Annotated in this window: 22 protein-coding genes, 2 pseudogenes and 1 riboswitch; of the genes and pseudogenes, 21 read left to right on the top strand and 3 right to left on the bottom strand. The window is 41.7% G+C overall.

Annotated features, from left to right (window positions below; genetic code table 11):
• The first annotated feature begins 2 nt into the window (after positions 1-2).
• From BQ7344_RS09990 to BQ7344_RS09940, 10 genes are all read left to right on the top strand, one after another.
• Positions 3-626: a TetR/AcrR family transcriptional regulator gene (locus tag BQ7344_RS09990; RefSeq protein WP_416386345.1), complete on the top strand. Its 624-nt coding sequence runs from the start codon at positions 3-5 to the stop codon at positions 624-626.
• A gap of 110 nt (positions 627-736) precedes the next feature.
• Entirely contained in the window at positions 737-2,509 is a 1,773-nt protein-coding gene (locus BQ7344_RS09985; RefSeq protein WP_072522462.1) for an ABC transporter ATP-binding protein, read from the top strand.
• A 1-nt stretch (position 2,510) separates the two neighbouring features.
• Positions 2,511-4,244 (top strand): ABC transporter ATP-binding protein, encoded by a 1,734-nt coding sequence (locus tag BQ7344_RS09980; RefSeq protein ID WP_072522461.1) that lies wholly within the window; start codon positions 2,511-2,513, stop codon positions 4,242-4,244.
• Between the two features lie 16 nt (positions 4,245-4,260).
• The gene (locus tag BQ7344_RS09975) at positions 4,261-4,920 is read left to right on the top strand and encodes a class I SAM-dependent methyltransferase (protein ID WP_072522460.1); all 660 of its coding nucleotides are present in this window, start codon (positions 4,261-4,263) and stop codon (positions 4,918-4,920) included.
• A gap of 24 nt (positions 4,921-4,944) precedes the next feature.
• Positions 4,945-5,751, top strand: coding sequence for a class I SAM-dependent methyltransferase (locus BQ7344_RS09970; RefSeq protein WP_072522459.1), 807 nt, complete (start codon positions 4,945-4,947; stop codon positions 5,749-5,751).
• 370 nt (positions 5,752-6,121) lie between these two features.
• A riboswitch (FMN riboswitch) is annotated at positions 6,122-6,236 on the top strand.
• Between the two features lie 276 nt (positions 6,237-6,512).
• Positions 6,513-7,640 (top strand): bifunctional diaminohydroxyphosphoribosylaminopyrimidine deaminase/5-amino-6-(5-phosphoribosylamino)uracil reductase RibD, encoded by a 1,128-nt coding sequence (ribD, locus tag BQ7344_RS09960; protein WP_072522457.1) that lies wholly within the window; start codon positions 6,513-6,515, stop codon positions 7,638-7,640.
• Positions 7,622-8,275 carry a riboflavin synthase gene (gene ribE, locus BQ7344_RS09955; RefSeq protein ID WP_004844978.1) on the top strand — a complete coding sequence of 218 codons (654 nt, stop codon included), beginning with the start codon at positions 7,622-7,624 and terminating at the stop codon, positions 8,273-8,275. Before ribD ends, ribE begins: the two co-directional genes overlap by 19 nt.
• An 18-nt stretch (positions 8,276-8,293) precedes the next feature.
• The gene (locus BQ7344_RS09950) at positions 8,294-9,511 is read left to right on the top strand and encodes a bifunctional 3,4-dihydroxy-2-butanone-4-phosphate synthase/GTP cyclohydrolase II (RefSeq protein WP_055230843.1); all 1,218 of its coding nucleotides are present in this window, start codon (positions 8,294-8,296) and stop codon (positions 9,509-9,511) included.
• Positions 9,512-9,540: 29 nt separating this feature from the next.
• Complete coding sequence (ribH, locus tag BQ7344_RS09945) at positions 9,541-10,014, top strand: 6,7-dimethyl-8-ribityllumazine synthase (RefSeq protein WP_072522456.1); 474 nt, start codon at positions 9,541-9,543, stop codon at positions 10,012-10,014.
• 15 nt (positions 10,015-10,029) lie between these two features.
• The gene (locus BQ7344_RS09940; protein WP_004844981.1) at positions 10,030-10,680 is read left to right on the top strand and encodes an HAD family hydrolase; all 651 of its coding nucleotides are present in this window, start codon (positions 10,030-10,032) and stop codon (positions 10,678-10,680) included.
• A 117-nt stretch (positions 10,681-10,797) separates the two neighbouring features.
• On the opposite strand, the pseudogene BQ7344_RS16830 reads toward BQ7344_RS09940, so the two are convergent.
• Positions 10,798-10,980 (bottom strand): annotated as a pseudogene (locus BQ7344_RS16830) (hypothetical protein); the annotation flags it as partial.
• A gap of 46 nt (positions 10,981-11,026) precedes the next feature.
• On the opposite strand from BQ7344_RS16830, the gene BQ7344_RS16545 reads away from it, so the two are divergent.
• Positions 11,027-11,233: a hypothetical protein gene (locus BQ7344_RS16545; RefSeq protein WP_044929370.1), complete on the top strand. Its 207-nt coding sequence runs from the start codon at positions 11,027-11,029 to the stop codon at positions 11,231-11,233.
• Between the two features lie 104 nt (positions 11,234-11,337).
• Entirely contained in the window at positions 11,338-11,874 is a 537-nt protein-coding gene (locus BQ7344_RS09925; protein WP_330392846.1) for a Fic family protein, read from the top strand.
• A gap of 260 nt (positions 11,875-12,134) precedes the next feature.
• Here the strand turns inward: BQ7344_RS09925 and BQ7344_RS09920 are convergent, their stop codons facing one another.
• A complete protein-coding gene (locus tag BQ7344_RS09920) occupies positions 12,135-12,593 on the bottom strand; it encodes an Lrp/AsnC family transcriptional regulator (protein WP_015541477.1) in 459 nt (152 codons plus the stop codon).
• A 208-nt stretch (positions 12,594-12,801) separates the two neighbouring features.
• On the opposite strand from BQ7344_RS09920, the gene BQ7344_RS09915 reads away from it, so the two are divergent.
• On the top strand, positions 12,802-14,145 hold the full coding sequence (locus tag BQ7344_RS09915; protein ID WP_015541478.1) for an MATE family efflux transporter: 1,344 nt from the start codon (positions 12,802-12,804) through the stop codon (positions 14,143-14,145).
• 32 nt (positions 14,146-14,177) lie between these two features.
• Complete coding sequence (locus BQ7344_RS09910; protein WP_015541479.1) at positions 14,178-15,134, top strand: 2-hydroxyacid dehydrogenase; 957 nt, start codon at positions 14,178-14,180, stop codon at positions 15,132-15,134.
• Between the two features lie 199 nt (positions 15,135-15,333).
• Here BQ7344_RS09910 and BQ7344_RS09905 read toward each other — a convergent pair.
• Positions 15,334-15,571 (bottom strand): annotated as a pseudogene (locus BQ7344_RS09905) (DUF6061 family protein).
• A gap of 223 nt (positions 15,572-15,794) precedes the next feature.
• Between BQ7344_RS09905 and BQ7344_RS09900 the strand changes: the two are divergent.
• The 7 genes from BQ7344_RS09900 to BQ7344_RS09870 all read left to right on the top strand — a co-directional run bounded on the left by BQ7344_RS09900 (position 15,795) and on the right by BQ7344_RS09870 (position 20,866).
• Positions 15,795-16,172, top strand: a complete 378-nt coding sequence (locus tag BQ7344_RS09900; RefSeq protein WP_072522454.1) for an SdpI family protein — start codon at positions 15,795-15,797, stop codon at positions 16,170-16,172.
• A gap of 51 nt (positions 16,173-16,223) precedes the next feature.
• Positions 16,224-16,559, top strand: coding sequence for a DUF3784 domain-containing protein (locus BQ7344_RS09895; RefSeq protein ID WP_009319994.1), 336 nt, complete (start codon positions 16,224-16,226; stop codon positions 16,557-16,559).
• A 27-nt stretch (positions 16,560-16,586) separates the two neighbouring features.
• On the top strand, positions 16,587-16,784 hold the full coding sequence (locus BQ7344_RS09890) for a hypothetical protein (protein ID WP_072522453.1): 198 nt from the start codon (positions 16,587-16,589) through the stop codon (positions 16,782-16,784).
• Positions 16,785-16,933: 149 nt separating this feature from the next.
• A complete protein-coding gene (locus BQ7344_RS09885) occupies positions 16,934-17,944 on the top strand; it encodes a helix-turn-helix domain-containing protein (RefSeq protein WP_072522452.1) in 1,011 nt (336 codons plus the stop codon).
• 66 nt (positions 17,945-18,010) lie between these two features.
• The gene (locus BQ7344_RS09880; RefSeq protein WP_072522451.1) at positions 18,011-18,454 is read left to right on the top strand and encodes a GNAT family N-acetyltransferase; all 444 of its coding nucleotides are present in this window, start codon (positions 18,011-18,013) and stop codon (positions 18,452-18,454) included.
• 320 nt (positions 18,455-18,774) lie between these two features.
• A complete protein-coding gene (locus BQ7344_RS09875; protein WP_072522450.1) occupies positions 18,775-20,028 on the top strand; it encodes an ATP-binding protein in 1,254 nt (417 codons plus the stop codon).
• 223 nt (positions 20,029-20,251) lie between these two features.
• A complete protein-coding gene (locus BQ7344_RS09870; protein ID WP_072522449.1) occupies positions 20,252-20,866 on the top strand; it encodes a tyrosine-type recombinase/integrase in 615 nt (204 codons plus the stop codon).
• Positions 20,867-21,087: the final 221 nt, after the last annotated feature.

Genomic DNA, 21,087 nt, shown 5'->3' with positions numbered 1-21,087 from the left:
AGGTGTACAAAATAAACGGAAATGGAATGACTTTAGAAAATATCCACCGGGCAGCGAAAACGGAATTTTTAGAAAAAGGATATAAAGACGCTTCCCTGCGGAATATTGTGAAATCCGTGGGAATGACTACCGGAGCCTTTTACGGATATTACAAAAGTAAAGAAGAACTTTTTGAAGCCATCGTTGGTGAGCATTATGAATATATTCGCAACCGTTTTATAAAGGCACAGCAGGAGTTTGCCGAACTTCCAGCTGCCAGACAGCCGGAAGTCATGAGTGATATTTCGGGAATCTGCATGTACGATATTCTTCATTATGCGTATGAGCATTTAGAGGAATGTAAACTGATCCTTGTCTGTTCGGAAGGAACAAAATTTGCCGGGCTAATTGATGAAATGGTGGAGATTGAAGTGGAAGGGACTCATGCCTATCAGGAGGTTTTAAGGAAGCTTGGAAGGCCCTCTCCCCATATCGATCCTTCGCTGGAGCATATTCTGATCACCGGCATGTTTCATACTTTTTTTGAATTGATCATTCATGAAATGCCGCTAAAAGATGCCGAAAACTACGTTAGAGAAATGCGCGCCTTTTATACAGCAGGATGGATGAAAATTATGGGGCAGTAATGCCTTATAATTTTTGTTTGACAGTTAGCAACAACTAACCTAAATTCGGATATTGTAAGAACATAGACGTGTTCTCTTTATCATAAACACAAAGAAAAGGAGGAATTTTTTTGAAAAAACAATCCAATTTATCACGCCTGCTGGAAATTGCAGGTAGCCATAAGTACCTGACCTATGCTTCCTGGGTGCTTTCTGCAATCAGTGCCCTGATCGCTCTGGTACCCTTCTATTACATCTGGAAAATGATCAAGGAAGTACTGGAGGTGGCACCGAATTTTGGCCAGGCACAGAACCTGACCGGTAATGGCTGGATGGCAGTATTGTTTGCGGTTATAGCGGTGCTTGTCTACATAGCAGGGCTGATGTGTTCCCATTTAGGGGCATTTCGTATCGCCACAAACCTGCGTATCCAGACCATGGAACATATTGTCAGACTTCCCTTAGGTTTTGCTGAAAGTTTTGGCAGCGGAAAACTGCGCAAGATCGTCAACGAATCCAGCGCAGCCACTGAAACCTATCTCGCTCATCAGCTTCCCGACAGAGCCAATGCCATTGCAACCCCCTGTGGTCTTTTGGTGCTGTTGTTTGCATTTGACTGGAGACTGGGACTGTTGAGCCTTGTTCCGGTTGTGCTGGGATTTCTGATCATGATGACAATGACCGGAAAGCAGATGCAGGAAAAGATGAAAGAATACCAGAATGCGCTGGATGATATGTCCAACGAAGCGGTAGAGTATGTCCGCGGGATTCCGGTGGTAAAAACCTTTGGCCAGACCATCTTTTCCTTTAAGAAGTTTAAAGACTCCATTGACCGGTATAAAGTATGGGTGATCGCTTATACCAAGCAGCTTCGGACACCGATGATGTTCTATACAGCTGCAATCAACGGAGTTTTTGCCACACTGATCGCCGGAGGCTTGTTGCTGACACAAGACGGTGTGACTTCCGGTTTCTTACTGGATCTCATTTTCTATATCATTATTACGCCGGTTATTTCTATTACACTGACACGTATCATGTTCCAAAGTGAAAATGCCATGATCGTAGATGACGCTTTACAGAGAATTGACAGCGTTTTGCGTTTGAAGCCTCTGGAGGAAACCAAACACCCAATACACCCGCACAATGCTTCCGTGGAACTGAAATCGGTTCATTTCAGTTATGATGGAGAAAAAGAAGTATTAGAAGATATTTCACTGACCATTCCTGAAGGGCAGACGGTAGCTTTTGTAGGCCCGTCCGGCGGTGGTAAGACAACCCTTGCCAACCTGATTTCCCGATTCTTTGATCCCCAGAGCGGAATGGTAAAAATCGGTGGTGTTAATGTGAAAGACATCCCAAAAGAGGAACTCATGAATACGGTGTCTTTCGTATTTCAGAACAGCCGTCTCATCAAGGCGTCCATTCTGGAAAATGTGCGTATGGGAAAACCGGAAGCTACCCGTGAGGAAGTTCTGACTGCCCTTCATCACGCGCAATGCGATGATATTCTGAAAAAACTCCCACAGGGTGTGGATACGGTCATCGGTACAAAGGGGGTCTATCTATCCGGTGGAGAGCAGCAACGAATTGCCATTGCCCGTGTGATGCTGAAAAATGCTCCGATTATTATTCTGGATGAAGCCACTGCCTTTGCTGACCCGGATAACGAAAGCCGTGTACAGGCTGCTTTCTCAAAACTTTCCGAGGGAAAGACAGTGATTATGATTGCCCACAGGCTTTCTACCGTAACAAATGTGGATCAGATTTTTGTCATTCAGGACGGACAGGTTGCCGAGTGCGGGAACAGTCGTGAATTGCTTGCAAAAGACGGCATTTTCAGCCGTATGTGGAAAAATTACCAGACTTCCGTGCAATGGAAGGTAACAAAGGAGGTGCAGTGATATGATCAAAAAACTGCAGAAAAAATATGCCCTGTCTGAACAGGGAGCAAAAGACCTGATCAAAGGCTGCCTGGCCTGTGTCCTTCAGAATCTGTCTTTTATGTTCCCGGTAGGACTTTTATATTACCTGGTCAGCGATTTGATGAACGGGGGTGTTCCCGGTGGGAAAATTCCATTTTATGTGGCAGGCTGCGTGGTGTGTATCGGCTTGATTCTGCTGACCACTTTCTTTCAATACAATGCGACCTATTTTGCAACTTACAAAGAAAGCGGTGTCCGCCGCATTACCCTGGCAGAGCATCTGCGCAAAATCCCTCTTTCTTTTTTCGGAAAAAAGGATTTAGCCGATCTTACCAGTACCATTATGGCGGACTGTACCTTCCTGGAACAGAGTTTTTCACATTTTATCCCTGAGCTTGCGGGTTCGATCATTTCTACGGTTCTGATTTCTATCGGTCTGCTCTTTACGGACTGGAGAATGGCGCTGGCTGCCTTATGGGTTCTGCCGGTTGCTTTTGCGATTGTGGGATTTTCCGCAAAGATTCAGGAAAATCTGAATCAGAAAGCGATGGATGTGAAGATGGCCTGCGCAGACGGGATACAGGAGTGTATTGAAACAGTTCGTGATCTGAAAGCGAACAATGCGGAGCAGGCATATTTAAAAGGGCTGGAAAAGAAGATCCGTGCTGTGGAGCATCGTTCCATCCTCAATGAATTTGGTCTTGCTGCTTTTGTGGTTTCCGCGTCACTGGTGCTGAAGCTTGGTATTGCAACGGTTGCGCTGGTGGGAGCTGTTCTACTCATGCAAGGAAGCCTCTCCGTGCTTACATTCTTTATGTTCCTTCTGGTAGTATCACGTTTATATGACCCTCTGCAGGGCGCGCTCCAGAATCTTGCGGCAGTCATCAGTACACGAACCAACATTGCCCGAATGAATGAGATTCTCGATCATCCGATCCAGCAAGGCAGTGACAGGCTTTCCAATCAGGGGTATGATATTGTCTTTGACCATGTTGGGTTTGCCTACAATACCGGAGAAACAGTATTGAAAGATGTTTCCTTTACGGCAAAACAGGGAGAGGTTACGGCTTTGGTCGGCCCATCTGGCGGCGGGAAAACAACCGTATCCCGGCTGGCTGCAAGATTCTGGGATATTAACAGAGGAAAGATTACCGTGGGAGGCATGGATGTATCCCGAATAGACCCGGAAACACTGCTTTCTCTGTATTCCATCGTATTCCAGGATGTCACACTGTTTGACAATACGATTCTGGAGAATATCCGAATCGGAAACAAAGACGCCACAGATGAACAGGTCATTGCGGCTGCGAAACTTGCCAATGTGGATGAATTTGCCAAAAAACTGCCGGATGGATGGCATACCAATATCGGAGAAAATGGCTGTGAACTATCCGGCGGAGAGCGCCAGCGTATCTCTATTGCCCGTGCATTTCTGAAAAATGCGCCGATCATTCTTTTGGATGAAGCGACTGCTTCCCTGGATGTGGAAAATGAAACTCTGATACAGACAGCCCTTTCCCGTCTGATCGCAGATAAAACCGTTCTGGTTATCGCCCACAGAATGCGTACCGTAGCCGGAGCGGATAAGATCGTTGTCCTTTCTGATGGCACCGTGGCAGAAGAAGGATCACCAAAGGATCTGGAAGAAAAGAATGGTGTATATGCCCATATGGTAAAACTGCAGACAGAAAGCCAGAATTGGAAACTTGGGTAAAGAAGGAGGAAATGTAATGAACAAGAACCATTGTAAGCAGGAAAATATCCGACTTGGTACCCACGGAGAAGACTATGGAAGCTGGATGTCCAACCCTGTCTTTTACATCATTGGCGGAATCATGGAACAGGTTCATCGAGTCGTTCTTTCTCATCTGGACTATGACGGCGAGGGGAAGATTCTGGAAGTAGGCTGCGGCTCCGGAGCATTGACAATCCGTTCAGCTCTGACATGGCCGAAAGCAAAAGTGATCGGTGTTGATCACTGGGGCGCTGTGTACAATTACAGCAAAGCACTCTGCGAGAAGAATGCTGCCAGTGAGGGCGTGGCTTCCCGCTGTGTATTTCAGCACGGTGATGCGAAGCAGCTGGATTTTCCTGATGAGAGTTTTGATGTAGTAATCAGCAACTATGTCTATCACAATGTTATGGGTGCTGATATGCAGAAACTGCTGCTGGAAAGCCTGCGGGTATTGAAAAAAGGCGGCGTCTTTGCACTTAACGATAATATGAAACAAAAGATGTACGGTGACATGGAAGGTTTTGCGCAGAAACTGCGGGATATGGGGTATGAGGAAGTACGACTCGTTGATATCGCACAGGAAGCTTTTGGCTCCCACCGTCGGGCTGCCATGATGATGCTAGGGTCTTCCTGGTTGCTTGTCGGCAGAAAGTAATGTATCAAAACAGGAGGTTTGGCTATGTCCAAGTTAGGAGTCGTGGAGGATACACTGTTCGTCCCTATGCTGGGAAGAATTTATGCTAGTGAGCATTACCCGCAAATTTTATATGATAAAAAAGCATTGGAATTGAAAAAGAAGCTGCCTTCAGACTTGATTAAACAGAATATGCAGAGCCAGTATACCCTTTTGGCCTCTGCTTCCCGGTCTGCTAATATGGATCGGATTATTCGGACTTTTCTGGAATGCAGACCGGACGGTGTGATTGTCCAGTTGGGCTGTGGTCTGGAAACAACCTATCACCGATGTGATAACGGAAAGACACACTGGTATGCCATGGATCTGCCTCATGTGATCGAATACCGGCGGGGACTTCTTCCCGAACCAGAGAGGGAATTATATATTTCCGGGGATGCCTTTGCAAAGGATTGGATCAAAAAAGTTCGCAATGATGTACTTGATGCTCCTATTCTCGTTACTGCAGGCGGGTTATTTCATTATTTTGAGGAACATAAGGTCATTGCCCTTCTGCGTATGATTGGGCAATTTGGAAATATGGAAGTTGTTTTTGATACGGTGAACAAAAGAGGAATGACCATGATGAAGAAAAAATATATGAAACAGGTCGGCCATGCCGATGCACAAATGTTCTTTTATGTGGATTCAGCGGAAGAACTGGCAGCAAAGATCGGGGGTAATGTGAAGGTGATTGCGGAGAAACCATACTATCGTTACATCCCTAAAAATGACTTAAAGCTATCCACAAAGGTCAGTATGACAGTTTCTGATCAATTCAAGATGGTAAAGATGATACATCTAAAACTATAGTGGATATACAATATCAGAGAGAGAGAACTTTATCATTTTTTCGGACGCACTGATGAAACACCATCAAAAGCCGCCTTCTATCACCAGCGTGCAAAATTAAAAGATAATGCACTATGGGAACTTTTGGCAAAAGTATTGGCTAATCCAGAGATGTGGGCATTGCTCAATTCACTGGCGAAAACGATGAAGTAATGAAAAATAGTGAAAAAATAGTGTAATTTTAATGAAAAAACAATCCATAAAACGATATAATATATGGATAAAATGAGGATATTTATTGTGTATATGGATATTCTATCTCCATCAGTAAACTAAGTAAAATAAAAATTCTGCTTTACAAACAACAGATAAAGTATTAAAATAAATAAAAAGATATCTTCAGGGCAGGGTGAGATTCCCTACCGGCGGTAAAGCCCGCGAGCCGAGAGGCATGATCCGGTGAGATTCCGGGGCCGACAGTACAGTCTGGATGGAAGAAGATGATAGTACAGTTGATTTTTTGTATGAATGAATGTAGTATCAGAGCTCTGAGATGGTGATCCATTTCAGAGCTTTTTATATAGGAAAATCAGACATTCATTTATCAATCATATGTAACAGATCAATTCCACCCTGCAGATATTTCTGCAGGCTTTTTTTGTATCTGGTACATCGTTTTCGAAATAACTATACCATTCACTTGTCTGTGAATCCGATTGCACATGTTTAAAAGCCTCGGCGTAGCCCAGGCAAAGAACAGGAATAAGAAAGAAGGAATAGAAATGACGGATCAGGAATATATGCTTCGGGCTATTCAACTGGCCCAAAAAGGAGAAGGCTGGACGAATCCCAATCCTATGGTAGGGGCAGTGATCGTAAAAGACGGAAAGATCATCGGGGAAGGCTATCATAAAAAGTATGGAGAACTTCACGCGGAACGTAATGCAATTGCTTCTCTTACAGAATCTGCAGAAGGTGCGGTGATTTATGTCACGTTGGAGCCTTGCTGTCATCATGGTAAAACACCTCCATGTACGGAAGCGATCATTGAACAGAAGATCAGAAAAGTGGTGATCGGTTCCAGAGATCCGAATCCGAAAGTGGCAGGAAAAGGTGTACAGATGTTAAGGGAAGCCGGTGTAACAGTAGTTGAAGATTTTATGAGAGAAGAATGTGATCAGCTGAACCCGGTGTTTTTCCATTATATTACTACGAAGACCCCTTATGTGGTAATGAAGTATGCCATGACACTGGATGGGAAGATCGCAACGAAAACAGGAGCATCAAAATGGATCACCGGAGAATCTGCACGAAAAGAAGTACAGCATATGCGGCATCAGTACATGGGAATCATGGCTGGTATTGGAACTGTGCTTGCAGATGATCCGATGTTAAACGTCCGGGTAGAAGGCTGGAAAAGTCCTGTCAGGATTGTGTGTGACAGTAAGCTCAGGATCCCGCCGGGCAGTCAGATTGTAAAAAGTGCGGAAAAGTACCGGACGATCGTGGCTTATGCAGAACAGAAAAATGCAAAAGAGAAAATAAAAATATTACATACCATGGGAGTTGAAACCATTTACTGTCCCGACGAAAAGAATCAGATAGACCTTAAGAAGCTGATGGCAGATCTTGGAAACAGAGGCATTGACAGCATCCTCCTGGAGGGAGGAGGTACGTTAAATGACAGTGCACTGCGAGCTGGAATTGTAAAGGAAGTACAGGCTTTTGTGGCACCAAAGCTGTTTGGCGGTGTGGCTGGGAAGACACCGGTAGAGGGTATTGGAGTTGAACTGCCGTCTGAAGCAGTGGAACTGAAATATACAGATATCTGTCAGATCGGTGAGGATATCCGGATAAAATGTCAGGTGTGTGATAAAAAACAGGAGGAATCATGTTTACAGGAATCGTAGAAGAGAAAGGAAAAGTCCGTTATATACAGCTGACAGGGGAATCAGGGATCCTGGCAGTGAAAGCCCGGAAAGTCCTGGAAGGGACAAGGATCGGTGACAGTATCGCTGTGAATGGTGTGTGTCTGACAGTCACGTCGATTCAGCCGGACGGATTTACTGCCGATGTGATGGCAGAGACGATCAGAAGAAGCAGTCTTGGCAGCTGCAAGGCCGGAAGCCAGGTAAACCTGGAACGTGCAATGGCTGCAGACGGCAGGTTCGGGGGACACATAGTAAGCGGCCATATTGATGGGACTGGCGTGATACGTTCCATGCTCCGGGAAGAAAATGCCATCTGGGTATCAATTGAGACATCGCCACAGATTTTGCATCTGATCGTGGAAAAAGGATCCGTCTGTATTGATGGGATCAGCCTGACAGTTGCAAGGGTTGATGAAGCTGGTTTTCAGGTGTCGGTCATTCCACATACAGGAGAAGAAACCACTCTTTTGGAAAAGGTGCCGGGGGATCTGGTTAATCTGGAAAATGATGTGATCGGAAAATACGTAGAAAAACTGCTTGGCATCAGAAAAAACGAAGAAGAGAAAAAAGAATCCGGAATTACGATGGAGTTTCTTGAAGAATTCGGGTTTTAGAACAGGAGGATATACACTATGTCACAAAATTATCAGTACAACACAATTGAAGAAGCACTTAGGGATCTTAAGGAAGGAAAAATAGTTCTGGTCACAGATGATCCGGACAGAGAAAATGAGGGAGATCTGATATGTGCGGCAGAGTTTGCGACCAGGGAAAATATTAATTTCATGGCGACCTATGCAAAGGGTCTTATCTGTACACCGATGAGTGCAGAAATTGCGGCGAGATTGAACTTTCCGCCGATGGTTGCGGAGAACACGGACAATCACAGTACAGCATTTACCGTGGCAGTAGATCACGCAGATACAACCACAGGTATCTCTGCGGAAGAGCGCTCCTATACTATCATGAAGTGTGTGGATGATCAGTCAAAACCGGAGGATTTCAGAAGACCGGGACATGTGTTTCCGCTTATTTCCAGAAAAGGCGGGGTTTTGGTACGAAATGGCCATACAGAGGCAACAACAGATCTTATGAGACTTGCCGGACTGAAAGAATGCGGCGTGTGCTGTGAAGTTATGAAAGAAGATGGAACTATGATGCGTACATCACAGCTATGGGAAATGGCAAAAGAGCATAACCTTACATTTATTACGATCCGTGATCTGCAGGATTATATAAGAATACATGAAAAGCATGTAAAGGAGGAAGCCGTTGCAAACCTCCCGACGCAGTACGGTGATTTTAAAATGTATGGTTATATCAATGATATTACAGGAGAGCATCATCTGGCACTGGTAAAAGGTGATCTGGGAGATGGTGAGGATGTGCTTTGCCGGGTACATTCGGAGTGTCTGACAGGGGATGCATTCGGATCGCTCAGATGTGACTGTGGCCTGCAGCTGCAGACAGCGATGCGCCAGGTAGAAGCAGAAGGCCGAGGAATCATTCTGTATATGAGACAAGAAGGCCGAGGAATCGGACTGATCAATAAGATCAAAGCATATGCGCTTCAGGAGCAGGGATACGATACTGTGGAGGCTAATGTGAAGTTAGGGTTTGCACCGGATCTCAGAGAGTACTGGGTCGGGGCACAGATACTGTCAGACCTTGGTGTGAAATCATTAAGATTACTGACAAATAATCCGGATAAAGTCTATGGACTTGGCGAATTCGGACTGAAGATCAATGAGAGAGTACCTCTGGAGATTCCGGCACAAAAGTATGACCGGAAGTATATGAAGACGAAGCAGGAAAAGATGGGTCATATTTTTAAAGAAATAAATTTATAAAAAACAGCAAATATCAGGAGGAAGAAAAAATGAGACAGATCAATTTAGTAGAAGGAAAAGTAGTAGCACCGGAGGGAATGAAGGTTGGTATCGTGGCAGCGAGATTCAATGAAATTATTGTGAATAAATTATTGGGAGGGGCAGTCGACGGACTGGTAAGACATGGAGTAGAAGAAGAGAACATTACTGCAGCATGGGTACCGGGAGCATTTGAGATTCCGCTTACAGCACAGAAGATGGCACAGTCAGGAAAATATGATGCAATTATCTGCGTTGGAGCTGTCATCCGTGGAGATACTTCACATTATGATCTGGTGTGTAATGAATCTGCCAAGGGAATCGCACAGGTTGAACTTGCAACAGGAATCCCGGTTTTATTCGGAGTGATCACGACTGAAAATATCGAGCAGGCTATTGCGCGTGCAGGAAGCAAAGCGGGAAATAAAGGCTATGATTGTGCATTATCTGCGATTGAGATGGTCAATCTGATGAAGCAACTCTAAAAGACAGGAAAATAAATGATGACAAAAACGATCATATTCGATTATGATGGAACGATCCATCATACCCTTGGAATCTATGAACCGGCATTTCGTGAAACCTATCAGTGGCTGACAGAACAGAAGGTTACCGAAGAACGGGAGATAGGCTCGGTGGAAATTGCCGGCTGGCTGGGACTTAACAGTAAGGAGATGTGGAATACATTTTTGCCGGAACTGGATCAGAGCTATAAAGAGCAGGCAAGCAGGATGGTAGGAGATCTGATGGTAAGACAGATCAGGAAACATAAGGCAGTGTGGTATCCGGGAGCAGAGGAGATGCTAACAGCTTTGAAGAACCGGGGATATCACCTTGTGATCTTAAGTAACTGTAAAGCTTCATATCGTGAGGCACACTGGAAGGAATTTGGGATGGAACGATGGTTTGATCGTTTTTATGACTGTGAATCATACAGATTCCGTCCAAAGACAGAAATTGTGCAGGAAATCATCCGGGAATATAGTGGCCCTTATCTGGTAGTCGGAGACAGGAGACAGGATCTGGAATGTGCCAGGTCCTGCAAAAGCCCTTTTATAGGATGCCTGTATGGATATGGTGAGAAAGGGGAACTGAATGGGGCTGATTATTATGCAGAACATATAGAGGATATACTGCAGATGGTGATATGATTTTTGCAATATAAAAATCTGAAGGAAAAAAGTTAAAAATAAGTACTTCTGTAAAATAAAAGGATATAGAAAATTTGCAACAACTTGTTGCAAATTCTGAGGCGGGGATGATTTTAGGATAGTCATAGTGATAGAGGTAATCCACTTTCCTAACCCCATCTGTACAGTAAAGTTCTCAAGTCCAGTTGTACAAAGCGCTACTGCACGGGGAACCAGATGGAATGCATCTCCACTTCCTAAAAGAACTGCCATAATTCCAAACATGGTAAACTGTCGGTTTCCTTTGCCTTTGCGGATCATTTATAGATTTTACTGTGGAAGATTTTGCATAAAGTGTTTTCCGTGCTTGTGTGTACCATTATCTGATATCAAAGCAGTACAGGGTGATTCCGGCCATGCACAGGTCAATATGATTACGGATGCGTACTCTCATATTCCGGATGATGACCAAAGGAAAAATGCAGAGCTTTTTAAAGAAGCATTTTATGAGAAAAAGAATCTGAATCCAGAGAGGCGGGCGTTGCTCAATTCGTTGGCGAAAACGATGAAGTAATGAAAAATAGTGAAAAAATAGTGTAATTTAGTGAAAAAACAATTCATAAAACGATATAATATATGGATAAAATGAGGATATTTATTGTGTATATGGAGATTCCTATGAGAGACTTTGATTCTATTGTAAGTCCTGCAAAATTGTTAACACCTGAAATTGTTCAGATGGTTAGCAGCATCCATGAACATAAAGGCAAACAGGAATTATTTCTCGAAGCCAATGTAGATGAATTGAAAACACTCTTAGAAGTTGCATTGATTCAGAGTACGGGAGCATCCAACCGAATCGAAGGTATATTTACAAGCGATAAGCGTTTGGAAGAATTGGTAAGTCAAAAAGCAGAACCCCGCAACCGATCTGAGCAGGAAATTGCTGGTTATCGTGAAGTACTTTCCACAATTCACGAAGGCTATGAATATATCGATCCAAGACCGAACATTATTTTGCAGTTACATCGAGATCTGTACTCCTATTCACAGGGATCTGCTGGTGGAAGTTATAAGAATTCCGATAATGTAATTGCAGAAACAGATGCCGAGGGTCATCAGAAGACACGTTTTATTCCAGTTCCCGCATTTCAGACTGCTGAAGCGATGGAAGAACTTTGCACTCGCTTCCTTGAAGCATCGGAGTCTTTCTAAGCCTGATAGAATTAAAGCGGTTATTGATAACAAGGTTGGCAAAATTACAAAGAAAGAAATCATGGAGCTTTGTCCTGATATAAGCAAAATTACCGTGGAAAGGACTTTGACGAATCTGGTTAAGAGTGGGTATATCGCAAAAGTTGGTGCAGGTCCATCTACTGGTTATGTCCGTGTTTAAAAATATGAAAGCAGCTTATAAATTTGCCAGTCAAAACCGGCATTTTCTTAGCAAAAATCATTGCCTTTTATGTCGGCTTCTATAGCCGTAATCCTTTAATATCTTTAATACGTGATAAGATCGTATTGCAGCTGCAGCTGATAACGCCGGGAAGTGTATCAATGACTGTGTGCAGGAAGTGTTCCATTTCATCACTTGATGAAGCAACGGCATGTACATGCAGCTTGTCTCTTCCTGTGACACGGTAAATCTGCGTGACAGTATCATTATTATGTAATATATCTGTCACCTGCGACAGATGGTCTGGTTTTATCTCGATTTCAAAATAGCATGAAACAGCACCGCTGATCTTTTGAGGGTTTATTATAGTTGTATATTCTTCAATTATGCCTTGTTTCTCCAGAGCCTGAATCCGGGCTTTTACTGCCACTCTGGAAATACCGGTTTCTTTACCGATATCAGAGTAAGAAATACGCGCATTTTCTATAAGCAACTGGATGATTTTCTGATCCAGTTCATCTAAACCGTTCAGGTACATAAGTGTCCCTCCTGTAAAATAATATCTTCCGGATATTAAATATCATATCATTTATTTAGCTGAAAGTAAACGTGGGCTTGACTTAGCAGCTGTAACTACATATAATTGTTTCATAACGTAATTTAAAACTTGCGTTTTGAATCTATGGAATAGATTCTGGTGAAGGAAAAAATAAGTGAAATTATAAAGGCTTTGGAGGAATATGATAATGTCAAAAGATGAATATCTGATCACAGATACGCCTCTTAAAGCGTTGACGGTTTTTGCAATGCCAATGATTTTGGGCAGTTTTTTTCAGCAAATATACAATATGGCTGACTCTATCATCGTCGGCCAATTTGTTGGCTCCTCTGCACTTGCAGCTGTCGGGGCCTGCGCAGCGCTGACCAATGTTTTCATTTGTGTGGCACTGGGAGCAGGTGTCGGTGCCGGTGTGCTCGTGAGCCGCTATTTCGGTGCCAGGGAGTATGGAAAAATGAAGACCATCGTGTCAACGTCCTTGTTTAGCTTTTTAATTCTAAGCATAGTCCTTGGTGTTTTTGGCTTTTGCTTTTCCAACTCGATGATGAGGGTATTACAAACCCCTGGCGATATACTGAATGATGCAGTGTTATATCTGCGGGTCTATTTTGTGGGTTTTCCGTTTCTGTTTATGTATAATATTCTTTCCAACATGTTTACTTCCATTGGTGAATCAAAAATCCCACTGGGACTCTTGGTATTCTCGTCAATCTTAAATATTTTTATGGATCTTTGGATGGTGGCCGGACTTGGTCTCGGTGTGTTTGGTGCAGCCCTTGCGACTCTTATAGCACAGGGGATTTCTGCGGTGTTTTCACTTTTTCTTTTCCTTAGCCGGATGCGTCGATATAAAAGTCGCTTTGACTGGTTTGACAGGCAGGAGTTATATTCCATGCTTCAAATTGCTGTACCTTCGGTTCTTCAGCAGTCTACAGTGTCCATCGGTATGATGATCGTACAGGCTGTTGTAAATCCTTTCGGTACACAGGCACTTGCGGGGTATGCGGCGACGATGCGGGTAGAGAATGTTTTTTCATTGATTTTTGTATCCATTGGCAATGCGGTTTCCCCATATGTTTCCCAGAATCTTGGTGCAAAGAAAATTGAACGGATCAAAAAAGGATATCATGCTGCACTGGTGTTAGATGTATGTTTTGCAGTTCTTGCTTTTATAGTCATTGAAACATTGCATACTCAGATTTCCTCACTATTCCTTGGTAAAGATGGAACTGCCCTGGCTTATCAGGTATCCGAGGGTTATATGAGATGGCTCGGTTACTTCTTCATCTTTATGGGAATCAAAATGGCAACCGATGGGGTTCTTCGTGGTCTTGGAATCATGCGCCCGTTCCTTATTGCAAATATGGTGAATCTGGCGATCCGCCTGTCGGTTGCTTTGATTTGTGCACCGCGTTTTGGCATTGTATTTGTCTGGCTTGCTGTACCAGCAGGTTGGTTTGCAAACTTTTTAATATCCTATGTGGCTCTTCGGAGATCATGGCCGACTGATAAAGAGGTGCAATCCCGATAGCCTAAAGTAATTTAAAAGGAGAAATTTATAGTATGAACGATAAATGTGTAGTATTGAATGCAAAGAAAATGAATTTTGATGGGAAGCTGGATTTTTCCGTTTTATCTTCTGATGTTACAGTATATGATGATACAACAGAACAGCAGCTGTCAGAGCGTATTCAGGGTGCAGATATCATTGTAACAAAGGAGATGCCTGTGAGTGCAGAAATGATACAGAAATTTCCGGAATCTGTTAAACTGATCTGCGAGGCAGGTACAGGATATAATAATATTGATCTTGAAGCAGCACGAAAGAAGGGGATTACAGTCTGCAATATCCCGGCATACAGCACAGAACGTGTGGCACATACTGCGATCATGATGATATTGAATCTGAGTTCTGCAATGCAGGTACAGATGAAGATGCTGGCATGCGGAAATCATGACAATTTTACCAGAAATCTTCAGGTTCCGCATGTTGAGGTAAATGGAAAAACACTTGGTGTTATAGGTGCAGGACACATTGGCAGGAAAGTTATCCAGATCGCACAGGCTTTGGATATGAACATACTTGTATATACCAGGACACCGAGAGAGGATGAGAAGGGGATTCGCTATGTGTCGCTTGAGGAATTACTCAAGAATAGTGATTATGTTTCCATGCACTGCCCATTGACGGAAAATACAAAACATATGATAAACAAAGAGTCTTTATCACTTATGAAGCCCTCAGCGTTTATCATTAATACTTCAAGAGGTGCACTTATTGATGAGACTGCTCTTATAGAAGCATTGGAAAATGGTACGATTGCAGGAGCCGGACTTGATGTTCAGGAAACTGAACCACCTGAAGAAACCAACCCTCTTTATACTATGGATCATGTCCTTTTGACGCCACATATGGGATGGAAAGGTCTTGAGACAAGACAGCGGTTGGTTTCTATTCTGGCGGATAATATAAAGCAGTTTATGGAAGGGAATCCGATCAACGTTGTATCAGGTCTATAGTATCTGGCAGCAAAGTGATGATATAACTTCCGGGTTTGCAGAGTGAAAAAAATATAATTACAATCAATAAGTCAGTGCTTTGATATCTTCTTCCAATATAGCAGGAATAACATAAACAATAGAATTACTGGAAAAAATAAGTCCGAATAGTCGTCAGAAACGCTGAGAAGAAATTATTCTCAGCGTTTTTTGAACATTACTATAATGTCAAGGAATCTTCTGCATCTACCCCACATCTGTAAATTTCCATCAAGATACAGTCTCGCATATTCTAGTGGTTCATCAATGGCAAGTGTGTTTAATGCACAATCTGATCCGGGTGTGGTTCTCAAATTCTTTTCTGCTTTCCAGCAGTCAATGCGAAGCATATAGCCTGCACTGATATAAACATCAATGCTGTTTCGTCCGGGATTATATTCTGCAAATATTGTTCTCATCGTATTTTATCTCCTTATCGTTCAATCAATTATTTGCTACAAAAATCAGAAGCATTTCAATCAGTTCACCATGTCACTTTTATTTTATGTTATACTGTTTTACATAATTTTCTTGGTCTTGTATTTTCCCTTATCAGAGTTCGTAAACACTGGCGGGACGATATAACACAAGGGAAACAATAAGGGAAAGCTCAATCGAAAGTTGTAGTAAAGGAGGTTTACAATGGGGTTTTGGATTTTTATGTTGATTATGGATTTGCTTCTTCCATTTACGATGATTGGTTTTGGAAGATATTTTATGAAAAAGGCTCCAAAGGAAATAAATTCAGTATTTGGATATCGGACTTCGATGTCTATGAAGAACAAAGACACATGGGAATTTGCTCATAAATATTGTGGTAAAGTTTGGTATGTCTGTGGAATGGTTATGTTGCCGATAACAGTAATATTCATGCTTTTAGTAATTGGAAAAAATGAAGATTGTGTTGGGAGTACAGGAGGAATTATCTGTGGTGTTCAACTTATTCCTTTAATTGGATCTATTCTCCCAACAGAAATAGCATTAAAAAAGAATTTTGATAAGAATGGAACAAGACGATAAATTCAAGTTTTTGAAACTGAGAAATTGGTATTTTAAGAGGAGGTATGTATTATGAATATAGGATTTTGGTCATGTATAATTTTGGTTATACCATTTGTAATTATAGGTGTGTTATTTGCGATTTTTAAGGAAAAAGCAACTAAATTTGTTTCAGGATTTAATTCATTTTCTAAAGAAGAACAGGCAATGTATGATAAAGCTCAGATCTCTCGTGATATAAGAAATCAGTGCTTCATATGGACTGTTATAATGTTAGCAGGAGCGACATTATCCTGCTTTTTAACCCCATATATGGCTATACCAACCTATATTATTTGGTTAGTTCTGTTTTTTAGAGAAGTCCACTTTGATAATCATAAAGCGTTTAAAAAATATTTATTAAAATAAATTATTGTTTGCAGGAGATGCTTATTTATGAAAAAAGGAATAAACAAATCAATCTTATTTTATGTTGTATCAGCTCTGTTTTTGATAGCCTCAGCTATTGGCTTAACGACTAGAAATGAAAATACTATGGCTATAATATGGTTAAGTCTTGGTTCCGCATTTCTTTGCTTAGGTTCGACTTATAAGAAAAAGGAAAACAATAAAACAAATACAGATGATAAATAATTTCCTGCTTGTATTGTTGGAAAATCGGGATTCATAGAATCCTTTTGTGATTTGCAACTTCTGGTTGACAGATTTACAGCCTGAAATGGTGGAATGCAAACAGCAAAACTGTTATATTTAGCTCATAAAATCTGCAAAAGGAGGAAAAAATGATTTTAGCTGATAAGATTACAGAGGAAAGAAAAAAGAATGGATGGTCACAGGAAGAACTAGCCAATCAGTTGGGCGTATCCAGACAGGCAGTATCTAAGTGGGAAAGTGCAGGAGCTGTTCCAGATTTGCAAAGAATTTTACAGATGTCGGAGCTTTTTGGTGTTAGTACAGATTACCTATTAAAAGATGAAATGAAAGCAGAAAATATCACCTATCACGAAAGTACTGAAAGCTATGCAGAACCGTTGAAAAAAGTAACTATGGAGAATGCAAATGAATTTCTTGACATGAAAAGAAATGGATCCAAAGTAGTGGCAAATGCAACAAGTATGTGTATCTTAAGTCCAATATTATTGATTGTTCTTGTGACAATGGCAGAAGATAGCGTATTTCATGTTTCGGAATCTCTGGCAACAGTATTTGGATGTGTTTTTTTGCTTGGAATGGTTGCGGCAGCCGTCTTTTTGTTTATTACATATGGAATGAGTGAATCACATATGGAACATTTTGAAAAAGAATGCTTTGAAACAGAGTATGGTGTATCTGGAATGGTACGAGAAAAAAAAGATTCCTATGAACCAATTTTTATCAGAGGAACAGCTGTTGGGGTAGTGCTTTGTATACTGGCAGTGATTCCGACAATTATTGCCGAATCTATGGAAGCGTCCGACTATTACTGTGGTCTTTCCGTTGGATTACTGCTATTCATACTTGCAATAGGAGTGAATCTGTTGGTTCGTGTTGGGATGGTAAAAAGCAGTTACGATACCCTTCTTCAGGAAGGCGAATATACAAAAGAAGAAAAACTGTTTAAGAAAAAAACTGACACGTTTTCTGGTGTATATTGGTGCTTGACTACAGCGATTTACCTTGCATGGAGCTTCTGGACGATGAGCTGGGATATTACATGGATTGTATGGCCGGTTGCTGGTGTTTTGTTTGTAGCATTGCTTGGTGTGGTGAAAATGGTGTTAAAGAATGGCAGTGAAACTCAGCACTATATTTAAGATGAAGTTAAGTTTTTTTCGCATATTATACGCATCCAGAAATTCAAGTTTGACGGAGTAATAAATATGAAAATCCGAGAAGTGAATGAGAATAAAAAGCAATTTATAGCATTATTGTTATTAGCTGATGAGCAGGAAAATATGATTGATCACTATCTTGAAAAAGGTACTATGTATGTACTTGAAGATGGTAATGTAAAAGCTGAATGTGTCGTTACTGATGAAGATAATGGAATGCTTGAAATTAAAAATATTGCAGTTGATCCTCAGAATCAAGGACAGGGCTATGGGAAAGCATTGATTGACTTCCTTGCAAGTAAATATGCAGATGAATATTCTATTTTGCAGGTTGGAACAGGTGACAGCCCGTTGACCGTACCGTTTTATGAAAAATGCGGATTTGTCCGATCTCACAATATTCCGAATTTCTTTACGGACAATTATGACCACCCAATTTATGAGTGTGGTGTACAGTTAATAGATATGGTATATTTGCAAAGATGTTTATAACTTCCAGTTTGTCTTGCTGTGTTCAAATCACAAAAAGGTCATCGTTTCACGATTATGGTAAAACGATGATCTTTTTTATTTCTTCCAGTAACAGATTAGCAACAGGAGTGAATCTCCTTTTTGCTGTTTACCTATAATAACGATTGGAGTAGTCGATTATAGACACTGCAATCAAAAAAATCTGAAAATATATTTATCAACATTACATAAAAGTGTGTAGATGCACATAAAATGGGAATACATATTGAAATTCAGGTCGTTCTGTGATAGAATCTCATTACTAAAAAGTGTGCAGATGCACGGAAATGTGGAGTGTAACGATGGAGATTAAAAGAGACGCTTACCTACAGCAGCTGATCGAGCGCAAAGATAATGGAATGATAAAGGTGATTACCGGCATTCGTAGATGTGGCAAATCCTTTTTGCTGTTTACCATCTTTAAGAGATACTTACTGGAGAACGGCGTTGATGTTGATCATATTATTGAAATTGCATTGGATGGTATTGAGAACGAGGAATTAAGAGATCCCAAGGTATGCTTCAAGTACATCAAGGATGCAATGAAAGACGACGGGAAGTATTATCTCCTTTTGGATGAAGTGCAGTTCATGCCACGATTTGAGGAAGTGCTGAACAGCCTGCTCCGCATGAGCAATATTGATGTGTATGTCACCGGAAGTAATTCCAAGTTTCTGTCCAGCGACATTGTGACCGAATTCCGTGGCAGAGGTGATGAGATTAGAATCTACCCTCTCTCCTTTGCAGAGTTTTATTCTGTCTATGACGGCGATTATGATGATGCCTGGGATGACTACATGATCTACGGAGGATTGCCGCAGATCGTAAGTTTCCAGAGCGAACGACAGAAAGCGGACTATCTGAAGAACATCTTTGCAAATGTCTATCTGAAGGATGTTATTGAAAGAAATAAGATTCAGAACGTGGATGAGATTGGGATTCTGGTTGATGTGCTTGCATCTGCAATCGGCGCACCGACCAACCCTTCAAAGATTGCCAATACCTTTGCCAGTAAGCGCCAGATGACTTATGCTAATAAAACCATCTCCAAGCATATCGACCATTTGACAGATGCCTTTTTGATTTCCAAGGCAAGCCGATACGATATTAAGGGCAGAAAGTATATCGGTGCAAATCTGAAATACTACTTTACCGATCTGGGACTGAGAAATGCACGTCTGAATTTCAGACAGCAGGAGCCTACTCATATCATGGAGAACATTGTTTATAACGAGCTACTGATCCGTGGCTACAATGTTGATGTGGGTGTCGTGGATATCTTCGATAAGGATAAAGAGGGTAAACGTGTTCGCAAGCAGTTGGAGGTTGACTTTGTGGTGAATCAAGGAAACCAGAGATACTATATCCAGGTTGCATATGACATGACTTCGGAAGAAAAACAGACGCAGGAGTTCAATTCTCTGCGTAATATCCCGGACTCTTTCAAGAAGATCGTCATTGTAAATGGCAGCAAAAAGCCTTGGAGAAATGATGAAGGTTTTGTCATCATGGGAATGAAGTATTTCTTGCTGAATGCGAATAGTCTGGAATTTTAAGTCGATTTGAGTTGTTGCTGTGGTGTTGTTCTATTTCAAAAAAGAGTGAAATGATATAAATAAGGCCACGGCTGATTTCGTGTTGGAACAGCCGTGGCTCAGTTTATTTTTTTATCCGTACAAACGAGACTGTTCCGCAGATTATGTAGAACAGACAGAGTACGATTCCGATAGTGAGAACATACGAGAATAAAGATGAACTTAAGAACGAGATGGAAAAGATGTGTTGCTGGTATTCCCGACAAATCATAAGAAGAATTCTACGGTCCGTATTCTGAAAACATCGAAGACAGAAAGCAGTGTGCGTAAGATTTTCTTACCGAAGAGTGTCGATAATATGCTGGTAGACTGGAAAGCGGAACAGGATGAAATGAAAGAAATTCTGGGTGACGAATATATGGACTATAACCTGGTTATGGCAAGTACCTTTGGTCTTCCTCTCGGAGATGGAGCAATCCGTGGCCCTTTAAAGAAACTGATTGAGGACTATAATCTCCCACCGGTTGTATTTCACAGTTTCCGTCATAGTAGTGTTACTTATAAGCTGAAATTGAATGGTGGAGACATCAAAGCGGTACAGGGTGATTCCGGTCATGCTCAGGTCAATATGGTTACAGATGTGTACTCTCATATTCTGGATGATGACCGAAGGAAAAATGCAGAGCTTTTTGAAGAAGCATTTTATGAGAAAAAGAATCTGGATCCACAGATGCATGTACAGCAGGAAAATAATAATGCACCTGTTGCTGATGAAGTCGATCCGGAACTTTTGGCAAAAGTATTGGCTAATCCAGAGATGCGGGCATTGCTCAATTCACTGGCGAAGACGATGAAGTAATGAGTCTATCTCCATCATTCGATGATAGAATGATGGAGATAAATCGGAAATGATGGAGATTTAGTTACAGAAAAGGTTATAGATATTTTGGCTGAATATAATTTGCCAGTCAAAAACGCATGGACAAACCGTCTCGTATGCGTTATATTATTTATAGACAAGAAAATATCTTGTACTTAAGCTAGGAAGTTTAATTGAATACTGTTTACCATGATCGAACG

Origin of the sequence: Blautia sp. Marseille-P3087, from assembly GCF_900120195.1 — a bacterium.
In the GTDB taxonomy this organism is placed as follows: domain Bacteria; phylum Bacillota; class Clostridia; order Lachnospirales; family Lachnospiraceae; genus Blautia_A.
This window is presented reverse-complemented; position numbering and strand designations above follow the sequence as displayed.